The following is a 21,105-nucleotide window of genomic DNA, read 5'->3' as shown; positions in this document are numbered from 1 at the left end:
CATGACGAGCAAACCCATGATGACAAGCACGCCGGCGTGGGCGTGGCCGGCCCGGAAGAACCACTGCTGCAACTCGTTGGCGGGCACGCTGCCGCGCGTCACCCTGAGCAGGAACGTGCCGCCGTAGGCGATGCCGATGACCGACAACAGCACGACGCCGGCGATGATCTGATGGACGTTGTCGAGCATCTCGGGGGCCCTAACCTGAGGGTTGGAGCAGGGACAGCGCCCGCCGGGCGAGGGACTCGACGTCGGCGGACCGATCGGGTGCGCCCAGCGGGCCGTCGAGCGCGCCCGCGAGGGTGCCGGTGAGCGCGAGGGTCGCCACGCCGTGCACGACACCCCAGACGGCGACCTCGGTCGCGGTCGGATCGGCGGCGCCGAGCGCGCGCACGCCGTCGCGCAACGGCGCCAAAGACTCGGAACGCGCGGAAATTAGCTCCGGATCGTCGTTGTCGAGCAGGTCGGAGCGGAACATCACCGCGAAATGGCCGGGATTGGCGAGCGCGAACCGCACGTAGGCGACCCCGACATCGACGAACTCGCCCGCCGAGGCCGCGCCGCGCAACTGCTCGGCGAGCATCAAATTTCCTTCGACGGCGAGCGCATTGAGCACGCCCTCGCGGCTGCCGAAATGGCGCCGGAATGCCGTGTGGCTGACCCCGATGTCGGCGGCGACGGCGCGCAGGCTGAGCCCGCCGACCCCGTCCCGGCTAATCACCGAGGCGGCGCCGGCCAGGATCGCATCGCGCAGATTCCCGTGGTGATAACCGGCCATGCGTCCCAAGTTACCAGCGGATACTTTCCATCGTCAAGATTGACGTCGACTGCTTCCTTTGGAGGTATTTCCCCAGGTAGGGGGCATTTTGGCGCCTGATCATGTAGGCAAGAAATCGCCACTAGACCGTGCTCTCGGGGCTATCCGGCCTAAAAGTCCAATTCACCAACAGTCCGGCATTTCGCTGGTTACAGTACGGACGGCGCAACCTCCAGTGCGAGCTTTGTCCCCGCGCTAGGTGCCCGCGCCAACCCGCCGGAAAGGCAGGTGCACCACAAGCCGTCGCGTGCGGCACCGAGAAAGGCAAACCCGTCGAGAGTCGGGGACGCAAAGCCAGGGACCTCCCGGAGCGGGAGGCGGCCCAGCCGCCGAAGGAGAAAGAACAACACATGCGCTATCAACCAGCCCATGCAGCCAAGAGCGGCTCGGATCCGTTCTCGCTGCGTGGACACAAGTCGGCCAGAATGGTCCTCAGCGCCGCAGTCGCCAGCGCCATCGGCCTGGTGCCCGCCGTCATGGTGCCCGCGCCCGCCTTTGCGGACAACCCGTCCTCCGTCAGCAACCTGACGATCAGCGACGCCCAGGCTTGGGAAGGCAGCAAGGTCACCTTCACGGTCAAGTACACGGGTGCGTCGCCCGGCGACTTCACCTTCGCGACCGCCAACGGCACGGCGACCGGTGCAAACCCGATCGCTGCCACGGACTTCTCCACTGTTCTGAGCCGGCCGAGCGCCGTCACATTCCCTGGATCGTCGGCGGCGGCTCCCAGCACGATCACCATCAGTGTGGACACTGCGGCCGACGCCGACACCTCCGATGAGTCGTTCAGCCTGGTGGCCACGGACACGCTGGGAAACACCACGTCCGGGACCGGAACGATCTGGGCGGTCGCCAGCTATCCGCAATTCACGATCACGCCCGCTACCACCACCGTGGCGGAGACCGCGGCCACCGTCTCGGGCGTCCTCGTCCAGAAGAAGGTCACCGTCACGGCGACACTGAGCGGTGTACTTCCACACCCGCTCACCATCCCGGTCGCCACAGCAGACGGAACCGCGACCTCCGGCGGCGGGGTTCTGCGTGACTACGACGCGCTCCCGGCGAACTCGGTGATCACCATTCCCGAGTACAACTACACCGGGACCACCGCCGTCCAGCTCTACGACGACAACGTCGACGAGATGGCGCAGCCCACTGGCCAGACTTTCGACGTCGTGGCGTCGGACACCGCGGTCGTGCTGAAATCGGGCACCGCCAACAAGACCGTTGTCACCATCACGGACGACGACCCCACGCCGGTGGCGTCGATCGGTGACGCTCCCGCGACGGACGAGGGAGGTTACCTCAACTTCCCGGTCACGCTGGACCGTCCGTCCGACCTGACTACCCTGAGCGTCTCCTACTACAACGCCGACGGCACGACCACGGCCGACTCGAACGCGGCCGTCGCCGCGGACATCGTCAGCCCGGCCACCGTCGGTAGCCCCGGGACGGTGACGATCCCGGCTTACGCCACGACCCGCACGCTCGCCGTCCAGACCTTCCAGGACGCCATCTTTGAGGGCGCGGAGAACACGAAGGTCGTCCTCACCACCCCGGTCGTGGGTGTCACGCTCGGCACGCCGACCACCGGCGTCGGCATCATCAACGACAACGACCCGGGCCCGATGGTCACCCTGCAGAGCGCACCCATCGGCGGCGTCCTCGGTGACCCGTTCCCGGAGGGCAACTCGGGTGAGAAGGTGCAGAAGATCAAGGTGACGTTGCCCGCCACCCCGACCTCCTTCCCGATGCCGATCAAGATCGATTGGGCCACCAAGGACGGCACCGCCACGGCGGGCTCCGACTTCAAGGCCGCCTCGGGCTCTTTCACCATCCCGGCCAACACGAGCACCACGACACCCACGGCCTGGACACAGGACATCCCGATCACCATCTACGGTGACCAGGTCCTGGAGGGCAACGAGAACTTCCTGATCACGCTCTCCAGCACGACCGACACCATCGGAAACCCCGGCGACTACGACGCCGCCACCACGCTCAAACCCTTCGTCATCACGGAGGCGGGCGAGGGCGATGCCAACCCCACCTACAACCTCGGCGACGTATCGCTCACGGAGGGCAACAGCGGTACCACCATGGCTCAGGTGCCGATCACGCTGAGCGGGCCTGCGGCGTCGGACACCGTCTTCACGCCGTCGCTGACCAACGACACCGCGGTGGAGGGTGGCACTCTCGCCGGTGACAACGACTTCGACCAGCCCAACCCTGCGGCCGTGACCATCAAGGCCGGGGACACGACCGGGATGGTGAGCATCCCGATCAACGGCGACACGACGTACGAGAAGAACCAGTCGTTCATCGTGGGCATGGCCTCGGTGACCGGCGGTGTCGACACTGCAAACACGGTGTACGTCAAGCACACCGCGGTGGTCACCATCGTCAACGACGACGCTCATCCGACCATGACCTTCAACAACAGCAACGCGACCGAGGGTGGGTTCATCACGGTCACCGGCACCATCGTCGGTGTCTCGGAGTACCCGTACTCCCTCGGCCTCACCCTGGGTAGCCCCGCGAAGGACGCGGCTACGGCCGTTGCGGACTTCGTGGCCGAGGACACCCTCACGACCACCAGGATCAACGTGCCGCGTGGATACTTCGGGCCGCTGGTCGACATCCCCACCGTCGGTGGCGGATACACCTGGTCGGTTGAGACCCTGAACGACCAGATCGACGAGCCCACCGAGGCGTTCACCGTCACGGCGGACGAGATCACTGGGTTGCTTACCGGCTTCACCTCGGCCACCGGGACCTACAAGATCGCAGACGACCCGCTGGACACGCCGCCGGCGGCCTCCATCGGCGATCTGACGGTCGACGAGACGGACGGTGTGGCTGAGGTTCCGGTCACTCTGGCCTTCACCGGTGACGCCACCTCGACCGTCCAGACCGTGACCGTCCAGTACGGTACCGCGGACGGCACGGCCATGGCCGGCAAGGACTACAAGGTCACCAGGGGCACCCTGTCGGTGCCGCCGGGCACGATGGCGACCTCGGTCGATGTTCCGATCATCGACGACCGGGACATGGAGTCCAACGAGACCTTCTCGGTCCTGCTCAGCAACCCGCTTCCGTCGGGCGCCGAGGTGACCAGGGGCATCGGCACCGTCACGATCGTGTCGGACGACACGACGCCTGCGGTCACGCCCAAGCTTCGGGCTTCCACCAACCTTCGGGTCGGTCCCGGCCCGATTGCGCTCACGGGAACCGCTGCTGCGGGTGCTTCTCTCACCCTGTCGAGCAAGGTCGCCGGCACCACCACCTGGAAGGAGATCATGAACGGTACCGCCACTAGTGCGGGCACCTTCTCCTTCAGGACCTCGCTCAACATGACCGGCATGAGCTATCGGGTGAACGACGGCCCGCTCGTGTCGAACACGGTCGCGGTCAACGTCAAGCAGGCGCCGGTGACCTTCGCCAGCTCGCCGGGTAAGGGCAAGGCGACGGTTACGGTCTACGGCAACCCGCGTAGTGCCGGCTCCACGGTGAAGATCTACCGGGTCAACAGGAACGGTTCGTTGACCACTGTCGCTACTGCCAAGCTGGACAGCAACGGCAAGTACGTCAGGTCCTTCACCAAGCTGAAGTCGGGTAGCACCTACCGCTACAAGTCGGCTGTCTCCGGTAACAGCACCATGGGTGTCGTGACCGGTTACTCCACGACCAAGAGCGTCGACGAGGTCATCGCCGCCTCGTACCGGGCGGCCGAGGAGTTTCCGGTCGGCGCGGCCGGCTGCGTGCGTACGGCGGGGCTGCCGGCGGCGGTGACGTACTCGATGGTCGTCGGCCGGATCCGGCCGTCGGTGGCGTGCGGCGGGTCGTTCGGCGGTTCGATCGGCGGCAGGGTCAGCACCTGGGTGACCGCTGGGTCCGACGACTCGAGGGCGCGCGGGCGTTCCATGCTGTGCACCGGCTCGGGCGTGGCGGGTGCCATGCGCTGCGGTGTGGCCGTCACCGACCCCGGGTTGGCGAGCATCGACGGCGGCAGCACGATGCGTGCCGTCACGCCGGTCACCGGCGACGGGGCGAGCTGCACGTCGATGCCCATGTCGGTGGCCAGCCGGCCGACGACGTAGTGGCCGAGGAAGCGGGTCGGCGCGGTGATGAAGTCGCCCTCGCCGCGCAGGCGCTGGTTGGCCATTTCGATGTCGGCGTGGCTCATGCCGATGCCCTGGTCGGTGATCGCGATCAGGTAGTTCTCGCCGATGCGGCGTCCCTGGATCTCGACGTCGGCGTCCGGCGGCGAGAAGGCCAGGCCGTTCTCCACGAGCTCGGCGAGCATGTGCGCGACGCCGCTGACGACGGCGCCGGCGACCAGGGTCTCGTCGACCCGGCGGAGCTGGACCCGCCGGTACTCCTCGACCTCGGAGACCGCGGCGCGGATGACGTCGGCGATCGGCAGCGGCTCCGACCACTGCCGGGGGCTGGCCGCGCCGACCAGCACCAGCAGGCTCTCCGCGTTGCGGCGCATGCGGGTGGCGAGGTGGTCGAGCTCGAACAGGTTCGCCAGTCCCGTCGGGTCCGACTCCTCCCGTTCGAGGCTGGTGATGAAGCCGAGCTGGCGGCGCAGCAGGTTTTGATTTCGGCGGCCCAGGTTGGCCAGCGATTCGGTGGTGCTGCGGCGCAGCATCGCCTGCTCGGTGGCCAGGGAGTAGGCGGTGGCCTGCACCCGGTCGAGGGCGTCGGCGACGAGGCGGACCTCGTCGCTGGCGCCGGCCGGGATCCGGACGGTCGGCGGCGGTGCGTCGTCGTCGCCGGCGGTGGCCCTGCGGACCGCCTCCGGCAGCTGGACGCCGGCCAGCCGGTTGGCCTCGTTGGCGAGGGTGGCCAGCGGCCGGGCGATCGAGCGGGACGCCACGGTGGCCAGGTAGACCGAGCCGGCGAAGCAGAGGATCACGGCGCCGATCAGCAGGCCCATCCGGGTGCTGGCCTGGTCCTGCAGGGTGGCGGCGCGGGCCCGGATGACCGAGCCGACGTGCTGCTGCAGCTGACGCAGGTCGTCGAGGACCGTGGTCTGCGAGGACCACCAGGACTGCGGGTTGACCTGCAGGTTGCGCCCGTCGCCGGCCTTCAGCGCGACGTCCTCGAAGTACGCGGCGGTCTGCGCGGCGCCGGTGTTGAAGACGTAGTCGCGGGCCTTGAGCTGAGTATCGGTGGCGTAGCGGCCGAAGGTGGCCAGGGCCGAGTCCTCGGCCGAGCGCATGGTGACGAACTGGAGGAACTCGTTGTCCTGGAAGCCGCTGGCGGAGAAGACGCCGTTGAGGAACGCGCGCTTCTGCGCGGTGCTCTCCTTGGCGTCGCCGAGCGCCTCCAGGGCCGAGACGCCGCGGCGCAGGGCCGGGTCGGCGGAGCTGTCGAGGCCGTAGTCGACGTTGCTCAGCTCGGCGATGCGACCGGTGTAGAAGGCGAAGGTCGGCGCGCGGTCGGCGGCTCCGGCGTCGGTGCCGGCGCGGACGCCGGCCAGGCCGTCGAGCTGCCGTACGGCCTTGGCCACGCGATCCTGCGCGACGCCGCCGGAGGCGATCAGGTCCTCGACCTTGGCGCGCTGGGCGTCGACGCGCTTGCGCTCCGGGCCGAGCTCGGCCTTGAATCCGACGTTGCCGCCGAGCAGGCCGGCCGTGAGACCACGCTCGGTCTGCAGCTCCTGCACGAGGTCCTGCACGGCGAGCACGAGGGTGACGGCGCGGGCCGAGGCGGCGGCCGTGCGGTAGTTGTCGACCTCGATGACGGTGATGACGCCCAGCAGGACGAGAACGGCGGCGACGGGTAGCGTGAGGGTTCGTACGACGCGCCGGCGGATCGTGCCGCCGGAGCCGGCGGGGGCCGGGACGGCGGCGGCGGCCGGTGCGGTGCCCACGTCGTGGCGGGCGATTCGGGGGCGGGGGATTTTCACGGGGTTACCGCCTCTGGAGTGGTGCGGCAGGCGGTGGCGCCGGGTCCGGGCCGGACGCCGATCGTGATCGGTCCTACGGCCGGACGACTCCCTGCGGACACGCAAACTCTCCTTGGGCCTTGGGGGCGGCTTGGCCTTGCCGTGGCTTCCGGACCATATCGATGAGCAGACCGGTAGTCCACGATGTACTACTAACGAATGCGAAAACTACTCAGTGCGGCCCGGGATGCGGGTGGACTGTGTAGGTTTGTCGTTTAGCGCGAGGGTGGTTCATTCGATCATCGATCAACGGGATCATGGTGCCGCCGGTTTATTTCGATCAGATTTCGATTCCGGCGCGGATCCGAGCCCGCTGATCGGTCAGGAACCTGTGAAGTGGGTACCGATCATCGCGCGACGCCCGCGAGGCGCCGCGCGATGATCTACACGCGATGATCTACAAAGGGGTGGTTCAGGCGGCGCTGGGGATCCAGGGCTTCCAGGTGGCCTCGTGTTCCTTGACCCACTTCTCGCCCGCCGCTTCGGCGGTCATGCCCTGGTTGGTGATGTAGTCCGAGACGAGGTTCTGGTCCTCGTTGGTCCATTTGAAGTTCTTGACGAGCTGGTAAGCGGTGCTGTTCGTATCGGCGAACTTCTTGCTGGCGATCTTGTCGAGGGTGTAGTCGGGGTAGTCGCAGGCGACCTTCTTGGGGTCGGCGTCACACCCGGCGGTGTACGCGGGCAGTTTCACCCGGACGTACTTCTCCTTGGCGAACAGCCACTGCGGCTCGTAGAAGTAGAACAGCAGCGGCTTCTTCTGCGCGGTGGCCTGCTGGGCCGCCTTGATGATGGCGGCCTCGCTGCCGGAGAAGACGACCTCGTAGTTGAGCTTGAGGTTGGTGACCAGGGCGGCGTCGTTCGTGACGAACGAGGGGTCGCCGTCGAGAAGCTGGCCCTTGCCCTTGGACTCGGAGGTCTTGAACAGGTCCGCGTACTTGTTCAGGTTTTTCCAGTCGGTGATGTCCGGGTACTTGTCGGCCATCCACTGGGGCACGTACCAGCCGATGACGCCCTTGTTGCCGGTGGGGCCGAGTTCGACCGCGGTCTTCTTCTCCTGGACGTAGGTCTTCTTGAGGTCGTCGTGACCCCAGTTCTCGAGGACGACGTCGACCTCGCCCGTTTCGAAGCCCTGCCAGGAGATTTCCTCCTTGAGGTTCTTCTTTTCGACGGTGTAGCCGAGTTCGTGCTGGAGCAGGTATCCGACGACGGCGGCGTTGGCCTCGTAGCCGACCCAGGGGTTGACGGCGATCTTCACGGTGCCTTTGGAGCCGGCGGCGGGTTTGTCATCGGTGCCGGCGTCCGAGGAGGCGCCACTGCAACCGGCGATGCTCAACGTCAGGACGGCGACTGCCGCGGTAAGCCGATATCTCATGGGGTGGTCCCTCGCAGAGTGAAGGCGGGCAACGTGGAGGCGTGAGGTGGGGTGGGTCGAAGGCTGAGATCCACAGCCGCCGAGTGCCGCCATAGATTGGTTGGTCTTGCCACAGTGGTCAATGCCACGGCGAGAGTTTAACCAGAGTGCAATGAGTGTTAACACGGGCGTCGCACGGAAGTTTTGCCCGCCCGACGCGGTTGACCTGCGCTTTCAGTCATCGACGCGGCCGGTGACAATCCGCGATATCGGCGTAATGAGCGGATTGGTGCGGCTGGCTGCGGCGCGGTTCATTGCGCGGCGGTGATCCACACGAGAGGGTCGAAGCACCTGAACGGAGGCGCTTGTGGATCTGTCGCGGATTCTGACCGGACTCGGCGCGGCGCTGCTCGCCGCCGCCCTCGCGCCGAACCCGGCGCCGGCGCCGCCCGCCGGCTCCGCGCCGGGTGTCCCCTCCACGAGGGACTTCGGCAACGGTCCCGAGCGCAACGAGGTCGCCGCGACCGCGCCCGCGGCGAGCGCCGGCGCGGCGCGGGCCGCGCCGCTGGGTGCGCTGCCCGAGAGCCGCTGGACGCCGGGGCGCGTGGGCTACCCGCGGCGCACCGACCTCCGCGTTTACCCCGAGAACCCGGCCGACAAGTCGATCAAGCTAGGGTTGCTCCCGTACCACGCGATCGCGCCCCGGCTGAACGCGCTGCAGGCGGCCTCCGACCGGGTCTCCGCCGAGGTGGTCGGGCACTCCGCCCTCGGCCGCGACCTTTATCTGGTCACGGTGACCGCACCGGAGTCCGCCGCGGAGGCGGCCCGCCAGGACCGCTGGCGCGCGCTGATCGAGGACCACCCGCGCGCGGCCCGGCGCGACCGGGCGCTGCGGCGCGGCTACAAGACTCCGGTATGGATCAACGCGAACATCCACGGCGACGAGTGGGAGGGCACCGACGGCGCCATGCGCGTCATCGAACGGCTCGCCGCCGCCACCGACGCCGCGACCCGGCGCCTGCTCGACCGCACCCGGCTGTACGTGACCGTGACCAACAACCCGGACGGGCGGATCGCCGGCACCCGGGCCAACGGCGCCGGGTTCGACATCAACCGCGACTTCGCGACGGATTCGCAGCCGGAGTCGCGGGCGGTGCGCGACGTGGTCATCGCGACCCAGCCGTTCGTGATGCTCGACGAGCACGGCTACACCGGCACCACCCTGATCGAGCCGGCGACGCCCCCGCACGGCCAGAACTACGAGTACGACCTCTACATCAAGCACGCGCTGCCGAACGCCGAGGGCATGGAGGCCGCCATCCGGCGGCTCGGCCACCCCGAGACCGCGCGCGCCGACATCCCGTTCCGCGACTACCAGCCGGGGGACTGGGACGACTGGCCGCCGATCTTCACCCCGATGTACGCGATCTACCAGGGCGCCGTCGGGCACACGGTGGAGATGCCCCTGCCGGTCAACCACGAGGCGTACGAGACGCTGCCGGTCGAGGAGTTACGCCGCCGCACGTCGGTGAACACCGACGTCGTCGCGGCGACGATCGGGGCCGCGCTGACCTATGCGGACACCCACCGCGCCGCGCTGCTCGCCGATCAGATCGAGCAGTTCCGGCGCGGCCGGGCGGGTTCGCCGTCGCCGACGGTCCCGGACGGTTACGTGGCGGGCTTCGGCCCCGAGGACCGCTACTCGACCCGGTTCCCGCGCGCCTACGTCATCCCGGCCGGCGGCGCGCAGCGGTCCCCGGCCGCCGCGGCCCGGCTGGTCGACCACCTGGTCGCCAACGACGTACGGGTCACCAAGGCCCGCCGCGACTTCGTCCTCGGTACCCGCGGCTACCGCGCGGGCACCTACCTCGTCGACATGCACCAGCCCAAGCGCGGCCTGGCCAACGCGCTGCTCGAGGCGGGCCGGGACATCTCGGCCCTGGTGCCGCAGATGTACGACATCTCCGGCTGGAGCAACCGCCTGCTCTGGGGCGCCACGGTCGACATCAGCGCCACGGCCTCGCCGCCGGTGTCCGGCATCGCGGTCACGGCGGCGTCGCCGACCGGTGCCGTCACCGCCGCCAAGGGCCGCGACCTGGCCCTGACCATGCGCGACCGCGCCGACGTGCGCGCCGTCAACGCCCTGCTCGATCTCGGCGTCACGCTGAGCCGCACCGGCGCGGCCACCGTCGTGGTCCCGGCCGCCGCGCGCCGCGAGGCCGAGATCGTGGCGGACCGTTACGGCGTACGGTTCACCGCCGCCCGCGGACCCGTCGGCACCCCGTTCACCAGGCCGGTGATCGCGGCCGCGGTCTCGGCCGACGAACTGTTCGCCCTGCGCGAGATGGGCTTCGAGGTGCGTACGGTCTCGACGGCGCTGCTCAACGCGGGCGCGGAGCTTTCGGACGTCGGCACCCTCGTGGTCTCCGCGGGGCTCTCCTATGCGGGGCTCAACGCGGCCGGCAAGGCCGAGGTCGACGAGTTGCTCGCCCGCGGCGGGGTGGTGACCCGGGGCCGCACCGGCGCGGCCTTCAACGCGGCGGCCGGGCTGCTGCCGGCGACCGCGGTCACCGGCCGTGCCGATGCCAACGGCGTCGTCTCGGTGCGCAACACCGGGGCGGTCGTCGGCGCGGGATCGCCACCGCACGCCTTCGTCTACTCGCCGATCTGGTTCACCGGCACCGGCTTCACGGTCGAGCAGAGCTACGCCGCCGCCCCGCTGGTCGCCGGGCACTGGCTGCCGACCGCGCCGGGCGCCGGCGGCCCGGAGCAGGCGGCGGGCCAGGCGGCGGTGATCTCGGGCGCCACGGCCCGGGGCGGCAGGGCGGTCATGTTCGGCACCGAGCCGCTGTTCCGGGCGCACCCCAAGGGCCTCTACGCCGAGTTCGCCCGGGCACTGTTCTGGTCGGCGTCGTAGCCGCCTATCGCGCTCCGTGCGCGGGACGCTATTCTTCGTGCCCGCAAACGGGAGGAACACCTCATGTACGAGCAGGACCCGGGTTACCCGCCGCAGGGTAACGAGGGCGGCGCGATCGCGCTCACGTTGAAGTACCACCCGATCGCGTTCCTCATGGGACTCTTCAAGCCACGGGTGGAGATCAACGGACACCAGATCCAGGGCGCCTGGAACCGCACCGTCCTGCCCGTGCAGCCGGGCCAGTACCACGTGCACGTGCACGTTCCCTACCTGATCCCGTCCCGGATCGGCGTCGCGGACCTGAACGTCACGGTGCTCCCGGGGCAGACCGTCGAGCTCGAGTACCGGGCCCCGATGATCGCCTTCATGGCCGGTGCGATGGGCGCGCCGCCGCAGAAGTACCCCGGCATGGCCGCCTCGATCGTGCTGCTCGTGGTGAGCCTCGTGGTGCTGCTCTGCGTCTGCGGCGGCTGCGTCATCGGCTCCCTGCTCGACAACAATGACCCGTACGCGCTGCCCGCCCTCGGCAACGGGATCCGGGCCGTCGTCGCCGGCCTGACGGCACTGCTTCGCTGACCGGCGCCGGTCAGGCACGCGAGTCGAAGTCGCCGGCGAGATCGCTGGTGCTTTCGAGGTAGAGCAGCAGCGCCAGGCGGTCGTCGGGGTCGAGGTCGGCGAAGGCGGCGTGCGCGGTCATCCAGGACCGTTCGGTCGCGGCGGCGAGCAGGCCGATGATCGCGGCCCAGGCCAGCGAGACCAGGTGGAACATCCGGTCGTCGCGAAGCGACCGCAGGCGGCTCAGCTCGCCCAGCGCGTCGGTCGCGTCGTCGTCCGTCCGGACCCGGCCGATCAGTTCGAGCACCGCCCGGGCCCGGTGCGGATCATTGCCGCCGGCCAGGGCCGTCAGCTCCGGTACGGACATGTCGTGCACCGGCGGCGCGGGGGAGCGGACGACGGTCGTGCGCGCGCATCGGCGGGGATGCCGCGAAGACCGCGGTGCGCCGGTGCGGGCGGCGAAGGAACAGGCGGGGGGTCGCACCGTGTAGTTCATCGCTCGTGCCTCACTGTGTGGTCGGTGGTTCTCGTGTTGTGACGGCACCCCGCACGGGGGTGGATCGCGCGGGGTGCCGTCAGTTCCGGGTTCGCCGTCAGGCGAAGCGGGCGGCGATCCAGTTGGCGACCTGGCCGGTCGTCGCGAAGACGGTCTGGTCGTGGTTGGCGCCGTCGACCGTCACGAATTCCACCGGCTGGGTGTGGTAGGCGTTCAGCTCATCCAGCAGTGGTCCCGCGGTGAGCCCGTAGGGCACGGCCTCGTCGTCGGTGCCCTGAATCAGCAGGATGGGCGCGGTCGGGGCGCTCTGCGCCGGGTCGACGTTGGCGGCGAGCTGGTCGATCACCGTCTGCGGCAGCGCGCCGCCGACCAGCAACTCCTCCGGCGTCAGGGATCCGTACGCGCTGAGGATCTCGAGCAGGCAGCCGCTCTGCAGCACCGGCGCCTGCTGCCTGGCCGGCGCCGCCAGCACCGAGTTCGGGTCGAAGGCCGGGTTGACGGCGTTCAGCCCGTACAGGCTCATGACGAGGTAGCCCTGGCCGGGCGTGCCGGGGACGAGCGGGGCGAAGATCTGCACGTTCGACACCGGGGCGATCGAGGACACTCCCTTGAGCACCAGCGGGCCGTCGTAGGCGGCGGCGATCTGGCCGGTGAACAGCGCACCCTGCCCGCCCTGCGAGTGGCCGTCGACCGCGTACTGCGTGGTGAGCTTGCTGTCGAGGCTGCGCGCCGCCTTGACGCTGTCGATCATCGAGCGGGCCTCGCTCAGGCCAACCAGGTACGGGTGGGCGCCCGGCGTTCCGAGGCCCGGGTAGTCCGGGGCCGTGACGGTCCAGCCCTTGGCCAGCAGGGCCGCGATCGCCGCCCGGGCCTCGGGCCAGAACACGGCCTGGCTGGCCGACGGCGCGCACTTGTCGGCCAGCCCGGTCGTGCCGTGACCCCACACCACGGTCTTGTTCTTCTTGTTGCTCTTCGGCGTCATGACCAGGCCGGTGGCGGTGGCCGTGCCGCCGCCGAGGGCGGTCGTCGTGTAGGCGATCCGCTTGCCGGTCGCCAGCGACGACAGCTCGGCCGGCAGCGTCGCGTTGCCGGAGACGATGACGGTGCCCGGTGCGATGGCCGCGGACGCCGGGCCGCCGACAAAGAGCAGAATGGCGGCGCAGACGAGGGTGACATTAATGGCGGCCACCCATTTGAGCAGGGCAGAGTTCATCTATCGATCCTTTTCAGGGTGGGTTTTTCGGGCATGAGGAAGCCCGGACGGAATGGCGAAATGGAGTGAAAAAGCGGGTCAGGCGAAATGATCGGCGATGCGGCGCAGCGCGGTGATGGTCTCGAGGTCGCGGCGCTCGTCGTCCTGGGTGGGCCAGGCGCTGCACTTGACGATCACGATGTCGGCGCTGGGGTCGACGAAGAGGTACTGGCCGTGCACGCCCACGCCGGTGAACGCCTGGAACGCGCTGTCGCCCAGCGTCCACCACTGGTTGGCGTAGCCGTAGTGCTGGTAACCGCTCGGGCCGAGCGAGCCGACCGCAAGCTGGGGGAGGTCGCTGCCGCGGCTGCGGCGGACCCAGTCGCGGGGGACCACCTGGATGCCGTCGGCGATCCCGTCGTTCGCCATGAGCAGGCCGAGGCGGGCGACGTCGCGCGGGGTGGCGTTGAACGAGCCGGCGCCGATCGCCGTGCGCGGGCGAGCCCGGGTGAGCCAGTAGTAGGCGTCGCGATCCGCGCCGATGTAGCGCCACAGGCGCTTCGAGGCATACGCCGCCAGCGAGGAGCCGGTCGCCGCCTCGAGCACCCAGCCGAGGATCTGGGCGTCGAACGTCGAGTAGTTGAAGCGCTCGCCGGGCCCGGCCATGCGGGGTGCCGAGCGGATCACCGAGGCGACGTCGCCGCCGCCCAGCACGGCCTGCTCGAAGCGCTTGATGCCGCTGTCGGGCACGTCCCACGTCTCGGCCTCGCCGACGCCGCTGGTCATGTCGAGCAGCTCGGCCAGGGTGGTGCCGTCGTAGGCGGTGCCGATGAAGTCGGGCCGGTAGTCGGTGACGAGGTCCTTCACGCTGCCGATGGCGCCGTCGGCCAGGGCGATGCCGATCAGCATCGAGGTCACCGACTTGGAGATGCTGAACAGCTGCATCCGGGTGCGCGGCCCGGCGAAGGCGCCGGGATAGGTCTCGTGCACGATCTCGCCGCGGTGCAGGACGACGAAGGCGGTCGTGAACGTGCGGCGGTGCAGGTCGGACAGGTCGTGGTCGACGTCCTCGAAGCGGTAGGTCAGGTCGAGCGGGTCCGGGCTCAGCGGCAGGGGCCGGTGCGGGCCGCTGCGGGTCACACGCTCGGTGGGCATCAGCCAGTTCATGTGGGTGAACGTCCACTCGTTGAACGGCCGGCGCATGATCAGGTCGCCCTGCCGCTCCCACCAGGAGGGTTCCGCGACGGCCGGGATCGTGGCCCGTTCGGTCGTGCTCGTCATGTCGGTCCCCCGCAGTCGTCTGTGGTGGCGTCGTCGTCGGCATCGGTTTCCGGGTGCGCTCGGGCGCAGATCTCGTCGAACGACTCGCGGAGCGTCGTGTCGGTGGGCGTGCCCGCCGGCTCCAGGTAGCTGTTGAGGATGGCGAGCACGGCCATGCCGGCCAGGTTCTCCGAGGGGCCCTCGCCGACGACGCCGGCCCCGGGATCGCCGAGATTGCGGATGGCGAAACCCTCGGTGATCGCGGCGAGCATGTTGGCGAACTGGTCGAGCGTGATGCCCTTGCGCAGCTGGAAACCGCGGGACTCGATCACCGACTCGTAGATCTTCTTCCACGGGTCGAGCGCGCCCTCGTAGTTGCTGGCGATCGCGTCGTGGATGCCGTCGTTGCGGTGCGCGGTGGCGACCATCAGCAACTGCAGCCGGAACAGGGGCATCTGGCAGATCGCCTGGAGCTCGTAGTAGGTGGCCCGGTCGACCACGTCGGCGAAGCAGGCGTCGGTGTTGAGCCAGCTGCCCCGGGTGTCGATCTCCGGGTTGTATTGCGGGTCGTAGTTCATGTCGTGGAAGACGAAGGCCAGCAGGTCGTTGAGGTAGTCGTCGTGGCAGGCCCAGGTGGAGCGGTAGGGCCCGTCACCCTTCTGGCGCAGGAAGGGCGGCTCCAGATTCTCCATCTCGCGCGACAGGGCGCGCTCGCTGAGGAAGCGGATGCCGGACCAGTACGGCTTACGGCCACTCTCGGCGGCGACCGCGTGCACGTCGTCGCCGCCGAAGTGCTGCTCGATCAGGTTGGAGCCGGCCTTGAGGTACGAGGCCACCTTCGGCGAGTTGACGAGCGCGACCCGGGTCGCCTCCCGGATGCCCTTGACCCGCGTGACGATGCCAGAAAAGTCCTGATCATAGGGGAAGGGCAGATCCTTCTTGCCGTACGTCATGACTCGATTGTTGCCGGATCCGAGGCCGATTCAAGTGCGCACGTGCGTAGTACTCGGAGTCTAGGCCTCGTGAATTCGCCGAGAGGCTCAATTGTTACTTCCCGTAAGCGTTCAATAACGGAGAGATGACAATTATTGGAGCGAAGTGCGGGCGATCGCACGCTCGGTGAGGCTGCCGAGCCAGAGCGTGTCACCGTGCTGGCGTACGCCGGTCGCCATCACGTACCGGCCGGCCGGACCGTGCAGGGTGCGCAGCACGGCGCCGTCCCCGTCCACAAGGGCCATGATGACGTACGGAATCGGCTGAGGCTGCAGGCGGGTGGGCAGCACCGCCGCGATCCGGCGCAGGTGCGGGTGCGGCAGCAGCCGCTCGGCGATCGGGACCCGCGGGCTGGCCAGCGCGATCCAATATGTCCCGTCGCCGACCGACGACATGTTGTCCGGGTACGCGGGCAGGTCGCCGAGGTCCCGCACGGCGCCGTCCGGCAGCGACAGGCGCAGCAGCCGGTGTCTCACCGTCTCGCACACCAGCAGCGCGTCCTCGTCCGGGGTGAGCGCCACCCCGTTGGGGAAGTAGAAGCCCTCGGCCACCACGTCGGTGCGCCCGCTCGCCGGGTCGTACGCGAGGACGCGGCCGTTGGGCCGGTGCTCCAGCAGGTCGCGGCGCCAGTGCGAGACCGGGAAGCGGTTGGAGCTGTCGGTGAAGTAGACGACGCCGTCGCGGGCCACGGCGGCGTTGTTGCAGAACAGGATGCGGCTGTCGGCGGCCCGGTGCGCCAGGTCGGTGATGGTGCCGTCGTCGGTGATCCGCAGCAGGCCGCGGTAGGCGTCGCAGACGATCAGGCTGCCGTCGCGCGGATCGATCTCGATGCCCAGCGGCCGTCCGCCGGTGTCGGCGATCTGGTCGGGCCGGGCGCCGGCGCGCGCGTCGGGCTGCCAGCGCCAGACCCGCCCGTCCTCCGTGCCGGAGTAGACGTGGCCCTCGGGGCCGACCACCACGTCCTCCGGGCCCTGTCCGGCGGGGACCGTCAGCAACTCGACGTCGTCGAGCCGGGTGTCGACCGGCGCCCAGTCCCCGGTGAACGGCGGCGGGGTGGTCGCCTGCTCCTTGACGGGCCGGATGAGCCAGGGCGCGGGCGGGCGCGGAATCGTCATCCGACCATTTTGTCCTTTCCTGTTCCGGCGTCAACGACCCGGCGGCCGTGGCGTCGCCGGGCCGCGCTCGGGGGCGGCACGGGGGAAACCCTGACCCCGATGTCGGGGCTTGCGACCCGAAATATCCGGTGCGCCGGTGGGGCTGCGCCGGATAGATGCGTTTTGCCGCTTGCCGCTGTCGCCTATCCGTCCGCGGCCCGCCGGCGCCGGGATCAGGGGCGCACGCGGGTCCAGCCCGGATGTTCACAGCTCTTGCGCTACCTACGTTCAGGTTCGACACAGAAACCCCTGACGTGTAGGAGGCCCGCGATGGGCAGGCGACCGGTGACCGTACGCGTGGCGAGATGGAGCGCCGAACACCCGTGGCGCGCGCTCGCGCTGTGGATGGTCTTCGTGGCGGTGTGCTTCGCCGGCGGCAACGCCTCCGGACTGAAGGAGGCCACCGCCGAGGACATGGCGGTCGGCGAGTCCGGGCGGGCCTCCGTGATGATCGAGAAGGGCGCGTTCGGCGACGAACCGGCGGTCGACAACGTCCTGATCACCTCCCGCACCGGCCCGCTGGACCAGGCGGCCGCGAAGGCCGCCGCGACAGACGCGGCGGCGAAGCTGCGCGGCGTGCCCGGGGTGGCGGGGGTCGGCGACCCGGTCGCGGCCCGCGACGGCACCGCGCTGCTGCTCCCGATCACCATGAGCGGCGACCCCGACACGGCGTCCGACCGCGTCGAGCCGCTGCGCGCGGCGACCGCGCAGGTGCAGACCGCGCATCCCGCGCTGCGGGTCGAGCAGGTCGGCGGCCCGTCGATCGGCAAGGCCCTCGACGACACCCTCGGCGCCGACTTCGAACGCGCCGAACTGCTCAGCCTGCCCGTCACCCTGGCCATCCTGATCGTCGCGTTCGGCGCGCTGATCGCCGCCGGCGTGCCGGTGCTGCTGGCACTCTCGTCGGTGGCCGCCGCCATCGGTCTGTCCACCCTGGCCTCGCACCTCGTGCCGGCCAGCGACTCGACCAGCAGCGTCATCCTGCTCATCGGCATGGCCGTCGGCATCGACTACTCGCTGTTCTACGTCCGGCGGGAACGAGAGGAACGCGCCAAGGGCCGCGGCCACGTCGACGCGGTGGAGATCGCGGCGGAGACCTCCGGCCACGCGGTGGTCGTCTCCGGTACGGCGGTCGTCATCGCGATGTCCGGCCTCTTCCTCGCGGGGGACGCCATCTTCTCGTCGCTGGCCGTCGGCTCGATCCTCGTCGTCGCCGTCGCGGTGATCGGCTCCCTCACGGTCCTGCCGGCGCTGCTCGCCAAGCTCGGCCGCTGGGTCGACCGGCCGCGCGTGCCGCTGCTGTGGCGCCTCACCGCACGCCGTACCGGCGGCCCCGGGTGGTTCTGGCCGTTCGTGCTGCGCCCGGCCCTGCGCCGGCCGCTGCCCACCCTGGTGGTCAGCGTCGGGCTGCTGCTCGCCCTGGCCGCGCCGGCGCTGGGCATGCAGCTCAAGTTCCCGGGCACCGAGGACCTGCCCCGGACCACCCCGGCGATGCAGGCCTACGACCGGCTGGCCGCCGCGTACCCGAGCAACGGCACCAGCCACCTCGTGGCCGTGCAGGCTCCCGCGGAGCAGGCCGCCGCCGTCAAGGCGGCCCTGACCGGCCTGGCCGCCGGCGCCGGCGGCGACCCGTTGTTCGCGCCGGTCGAGGAGACCGGCCCGAAGATCGAGGTGTCACCGGACCGGCGGGTGAGCCTGCTGTCGATCGCCACCCCGTTCTCCTCGCGCAGCGACGAGGCCGGCGAGTCCCTGCACCGGCTCCGCGACGACCTGGCGCCGGCCGCACTCGGCGCCATCCCGGGCGTCTCGTACGCCGTCGGCGGCGATGTCGCCGCGAGCGAGGACTACGCGGCGCACGTGTGGCACAAGCTGCCGATCGTCGTCCTGTTCGTCCTGGTGCTGACGTTCCTGGTGATGGCCTGGACCTTCCGCTCGGTGGTCGTCGCGGGGACCGCGATCCTGCTCAACCTGCTCTCCGCCGCCGCCGCGTACGGCCTGCTGGTCCTGGTCTTCCAGCACACCTGGGCCGAGGGGATGCTGAGCTTCACCTCGATGGGCGCGATCGTCACCTGGCTGCCGCTGTTCCTGTTCGTGGTCCTGTTCGGATTGTCCATGGACTACCACGTCTTCGTGGTGAGCCGGATCCGCGAGGCGGTGCTCCGCGGCGTGCCGAACCGCCAGGCCGTCGCCGAGGGCATCACCGGCTCGGCCGGCGTGGTGAGCAGCGCCGCGATCGTCATGGTGGCGGTCTTCTCGATCTTCGCCACCCTGAGCACGATCGACATGAAGCAGCTCGGCGTCGGCCTGGCCGCGGCGATCCTGCTCGACGCGACGATCATCCGGGCGGTCGTGCTGCCGTCGCTGATGACGCTGCTCGGCTCGGCGAACTGGTGGGCGCCGCGCTTCATGCGGGGCCGCACCCGGCCCGCCGTGGCCGGCACCGAGGAGCAGCTGCCCGAGCCCGAACTGGTCCGGGCCGGCTGACCCGCGCCGCGGCCGACCCCGGGGATCCTTCCGGGGGCGGCCGCACGTTGCGCGGGTCCGGCCCCGGGCCGGAGGATCGAGGCTTACCGCGCAAACGCCGGGAGGCAAATCCATGATCCGGCACACCGGTACGGCGGCGGTCGCCGCCGTACTCGCGCTCGGCCTGCTCACCGCGTGCGACGACGCCGGCCCGCCGACCGCCGGCCCGTGGCCGGGCGCCGCCGCATCCGGCAGTGCCGCGCCGACCGCTGGCGTGGTGCCCGGCGCCGCCGGGTCCGGCAGTGCCGCGCCGGCCGCGCCGATCGGTTGCGCGGCGCCCGGATCGGCCCGGCCCAAGGGCGGCCACCCGGTCGTGGCCGACGGCCGCACGATCACCGGTGTGGCGCCCGGCCTGGACCTGCCGCCCGGCAGCCGCATCGAGCACGCCGCCGACTCCGGGAACGCCGCCACGGTGACCGTCTCCGCGCCAGAGCCGGAGCGCGTGCTGGAGCACTACCGCAGGCAGGCCCCGGAGTGCGGTTATCGGATCGTCAACGACGAGGGGTCGGTGCTCTACCTGACCGGGCACGGCTGGGGTGTGCAGGTGGTGGCGCAGGGATCCGCCACGACGGTCGCCTTCAGGGCCGCACCGGAGGAGCCGATGGGCTGACCGGCCAGGCCACCGCTGGTCCCATCCCGCGGATCATGGCAGCAGTGCGCAACCTCGTCGTTCATGATCGACAGAGAGCAATGTCAAATCTGGCCTCCGGCCAGAGATGTCCGGGCCGTTGACCTGCGCCGGGCGCTGCCGCCCGGGCACGTTGAAAAGGCTCGGAGATTCAAACGCCATGTCGCCAAAGACGACCTTGCACCCGAGCCGGTCTGCCTCGTGGTGACCGTTTGCGAAGTGCGGACCAAGGCGATAACGCCAACCGCGTGGCTGGCATGCGCTCCCTGGTAGTCGATGTGAGTGCGTATCCCGCGTCGTCAAACATTGGTCTCCGATATCTGCACTCAGGAGGCGCGCGATCGCGGCGAATCGTCCGGTCCGCACATTTCACCAAACGCGCAGCAATCCATTTCACCCAACGCGGGACGGCCCTTTTCACCCGCCGTGCTGGTGCCGAGTACAGGCCTGGCGGGAAATAGATTCGGTTGGGCTTTGAGCTGGCGTTCGCACGGTGACCGTCGCGGACCCGGGCTTGCCGGAAATGGCCGAGTGTCACCGTGCCCACCGTCTCGCAGTGGCCACCTTTATTCAGGGAATACCCACCGGGACCCGATCGCGGCCGAGGTGACGCCGGAAGCCTCACCGGCGGGGCGGCTGGGGAGGGTGCTGGTCGGGTCGGTCGCGACCGCCGGGCCGCTGCTGACCCACTCTCTGCCCCGGCGAGTCCGCCGTGGGCTGGTGGTGGCACGCACTGCAGCGGCATTGCGACGGTCGGTGTTGCCGGTGCTTGCGATGTCGTCCACGGCTGCCGAGGCGATGTCCGGGGTGGCAGCGTCTGCGGGGAAGGGTGCCCTGCCGGCGGTGGCAGGCGGGCTGGCGACTGGGTTGATCGGGGTGGCCGGATCGGTGCCTGGATCGGTGCCGTCGGTTGCTGTGGCGGCTGGTTCGGCTGCGGTGCGAGACCAGGCCGCTGAGTAGGCCGCGGGGTAGAAGGCCTTTGTAGTGCAGAGGGCGGCGCGGGTGGGGTGGCTGCTGGCGGTGCGGCGGGCTTTCGTGGTGCAGAGGGTGCTGCGGGTGGGGTGGGCATTTGTGGTGCAGGGCGCGGCGCGGGTGGGGTGGCCGCTCGTCGCGCGGCGGGCACGCGGGCTGCGGACGGCGGCGCGGGTGGGGTGGGCCTGCGCGGTGCGGCGGGCACTCGTGGCGCAGGAGGCGACGTGGGCGTGGTGGGGTATGCCGGCGCGCTCTCGGCGGCCGCCGCTGCCAGGGCTGCGGAGCGGCTCA

General features: G+C 70.0%; 14 protein-coding genes, 1 pseudogene and 1 riboswitch. Of the genes and pseudogenes, 6 read left to right on the top strand and 9 right to left on the bottom strand.

Annotated features, from left to right (window positions below; all coding sequences use genetic code 11):
* Positions 1-199 precede the first annotated feature (199 nt).
* Both AB0F10_RS24925 and AB0F10_RS24920 read right to left on the bottom strand, forming a co-directional pair.
* On the bottom strand, positions 200-778 hold the full coding sequence (locus AB0F10_RS24925; RefSeq protein ID WP_360629561.1) for a TetR/AcrR family transcriptional regulator: 579 nt from the start codon (positions 776-778) through the stop codon (positions 200-202).
* 292 nt (positions 779-1,070) lie between these two features.
* A riboswitch (cyclic di-GMP riboswitch) is annotated at positions 1,071-1,151 on the top strand.
* 24 nt (positions 1,152-1,175) lie between these two features.
* Positions 1,176-1,559: a hypothetical protein gene (locus tag AB0F10_RS24920; RefSeq protein ID WP_360629523.1), complete on the bottom strand. Its 384-nt coding sequence runs from the start codon at positions 1,557-1,559 to the stop codon at positions 1,176-1,178.
* A gap of 400 nt (positions 1,560-1,959) precedes the next feature.
* Here AB0F10_RS24920 and AB0F10_RS24915 point away from each other — a divergent pair.
* Positions 1,960-3,891 (top strand): annotated as a pseudogene (locus AB0F10_RS24915) (Calx-beta domain-containing protein); the annotation flags it as partial.
* Positions 3,892-4,493: 602 nt separating this feature from the next.
* Here the strand turns inward: AB0F10_RS24915 and AB0F10_RS24910 are convergent.
* Both AB0F10_RS24910 and AB0F10_RS24905 read right to left on the bottom strand, forming a co-directional pair.
* Positions 4,494-6,698, bottom strand: coding sequence for a nitrate- and nitrite sensing domain-containing protein (locus AB0F10_RS24910; RefSeq protein ID WP_360629558.1), 2,205 nt, complete (start codon positions 6,696-6,698; stop codon positions 4,494-4,496).
* A gap of 487 nt (positions 6,699-7,185) precedes the next feature.
* Positions 7,186-8,145, bottom strand: coding sequence for an ABC transporter substrate-binding protein (locus tag AB0F10_RS24905; RefSeq protein WP_360629520.1), 960 nt, complete (start codon positions 8,143-8,145; stop codon positions 7,186-7,188).
* 346 nt (positions 8,146-8,491) lie between these two features.
* On the opposite strand from AB0F10_RS24905, the gene AB0F10_RS24900 reads away from it, so the two are divergent.
* Together AB0F10_RS24900 and AB0F10_RS24895 are read left to right on the top strand one after the other, a co-directional pair.
* The gene (locus AB0F10_RS24900) at positions 8,492-11,041 is read left to right on the top strand and encodes a M14 family zinc carboxypeptidase (RefSeq protein ID WP_360629517.1); all 2,550 of its coding nucleotides are present in this window, start codon (positions 8,492-8,494) and stop codon (positions 11,039-11,041) included.
* A gap of 63 nt (positions 11,042-11,104) precedes the next feature.
* Positions 11,105-11,617 (top strand): hypothetical protein, encoded by a 513-nt coding sequence (locus tag AB0F10_RS24895; protein WP_360629514.1) that lies wholly within the window; start codon positions 11,105-11,107, stop codon positions 11,615-11,617.
* Between the two features lie 10 nt (positions 11,618-11,627).
* Here AB0F10_RS24895 and AB0F10_RS24890 read toward each other — a convergent pair whose 3' ends face one another.
* The 5 genes from AB0F10_RS24890 to AB0F10_RS24870 all read right to left on the bottom strand — a co-directional run bounded on the left by AB0F10_RS24890 (position 11,628) and on the right by AB0F10_RS24870 (position 16,652).
* Complete coding sequence (locus AB0F10_RS24890; protein WP_360629511.1) at positions 11,628-11,963, bottom strand: hypothetical protein; 336 nt, start codon at positions 11,961-11,963, stop codon at positions 11,628-11,630.
* A 226-nt stretch (positions 11,964-12,189) separates the two neighbouring features.
* Positions 12,190-13,305: an alpha/beta fold hydrolase gene (locus AB0F10_RS24885; protein ID WP_360629508.1), complete on the bottom strand. Its 1,116-nt coding sequence runs from the start codon at positions 13,303-13,305 to the stop codon at positions 12,190-12,192.
* A gap of 78 nt (positions 13,306-13,383) precedes the next feature.
* Positions 13,384-14,565 (bottom strand): serine hydrolase, encoded by a 1,182-nt coding sequence (locus tag AB0F10_RS24880; RefSeq protein ID WP_360629506.1) that lies wholly within the window; start codon positions 14,563-14,565, stop codon positions 13,384-13,386.
* The gene (locus AB0F10_RS24875; RefSeq protein WP_360629503.1) at positions 14,562-15,497 is read right to left on the bottom strand and encodes a hypothetical protein; all 936 of its coding nucleotides are present in this window, start codon (positions 15,495-15,497) and stop codon (positions 14,562-14,564) included. Before AB0F10_RS24875 ends, AB0F10_RS24880 begins: the two co-directional genes overlap by 4 nt.
* A gap of 132 nt (positions 15,498-15,629) precedes the next feature.
* On the bottom strand, positions 15,630-16,652 hold the full coding sequence (locus AB0F10_RS24870; RefSeq protein WP_360629500.1) for an SMP-30/gluconolactonase/LRE family protein: 1,023 nt from the start codon (positions 16,650-16,652) through the stop codon (positions 15,630-15,632).
* Positions 16,653-16,961: 309 nt separating this feature from the next.
* On the opposite strand from AB0F10_RS24870, the gene AB0F10_RS24865 reads away from it, so the two are divergent.
* The 3 genes from AB0F10_RS24865 to AB0F10_RS24855 form a co-directional block, all read left to right on the top strand.
* Complete coding sequence (locus AB0F10_RS24865) at positions 16,962-19,175, top strand: MMPL family transporter (protein WP_360629497.1); 2,214 nt, start codon at positions 16,962-16,964, stop codon at positions 19,173-19,175.
* Positions 19,176-19,287: 112 nt separating this feature from the next.
* Complete coding sequence (locus AB0F10_RS24860; RefSeq protein ID WP_360629494.1) at positions 19,288-19,824, top strand: hypothetical protein; 537 nt, start codon at positions 19,288-19,290, stop codon at positions 19,822-19,824.
* Positions 19,825-20,844: 1,020 nt separating this feature from the next.
* On the top strand, positions 20,845-21,105 hold a 261-nt coding region (locus AB0F10_RS24855), incomplete at its 3' end, for a hypothetical protein (RefSeq protein ID WP_360629491.1).

Origin of the sequence: Actinoplanes sp. NPDC026623, assembly GCF_040638275.1 — a bacterium.
GTDB lineage: Bacteria > Actinomycetota > Actinomycetes > Mycobacteriales > Micromonosporaceae > Actinoplanes.
Note: the sequence above shows the minus strand (reverse complement) of the source record. Positions and strands in the feature narration are given on the sequence as shown.

Bases quoted from the DNA above. Each gene is read 5' to 3' on its own strand.
- AB0F10_RS24925 (WP_360629561.1), bottom strand. From the start codon at position 778: ATGGCCGGTTATCACCACGGGAATCTGCGCGATGCGATCCTGGCCGGC.
- AB0F10_RS24920 (WP_360629523.1), bottom strand. From the start codon at position 1,559: ATGGTGATCGTGCTGGGAGCCGCCGCCGACGATCCAGGGAATGTGACG.
- AB0F10_RS24905 (WP_360629520.1), bottom strand. From the start codon at position 8,145: ATGAGATATCGGCTTACCGCGGCAGTCGCCGTCCTGACGTTGAGCATC.
- AB0F10_RS24895 (WP_360629514.1), top strand. From the start codon at position 11,105: ATGTACGAGCAGGACCCGGGTTACCCGCCGCAGGGTAACGAGGGCGGC.
- AB0F10_RS24890 (WP_360629511.1), bottom strand. From the start codon at position 11,963: ATGTCCGTACCGGAGCTGACGGCCCTGGCCGGCGGCAATGATCCGCAC.
- AB0F10_RS24885 (WP_360629508.1), bottom strand. From the start codon at position 13,305: ATGAACTCTGCCCTGCTCAAATGGGTGGCCGCCATTAATGTCACCCTC.
- AB0F10_RS24880 (WP_360629506.1), bottom strand. From the start codon at position 14,565: ATGACGAGCACGACCGAACGGGCCACGATCCCGGCCGTCGCGGAACCC.
- AB0F10_RS24875 (WP_360629503.1), bottom strand. From the start codon at position 15,497: ATGACGTACGGCAAGAAGGATCTGCCCTTCCCCTATGATCAGGACTTT.
- AB0F10_RS24870 (WP_360629500.1), bottom strand. From the start codon at position 16,652: ATGACGATTCCGCGCCCGCCCGCGCCCTGGCTCATCCGGCCCGTCAAG.
- AB0F10_RS24865 (WP_360629497.1), top strand. From the start codon at position 16,962: ATGGGCAGGCGACCGGTGACCGTACGCGTGGCGAGATGGAGCGCCGAA.
- AB0F10_RS24860 (WP_360629494.1), top strand. From the start codon at position 19,288: ATGATCCGGCACACCGGTACGGCGGCGGTCGCCGCCGTACTCGCGCTC.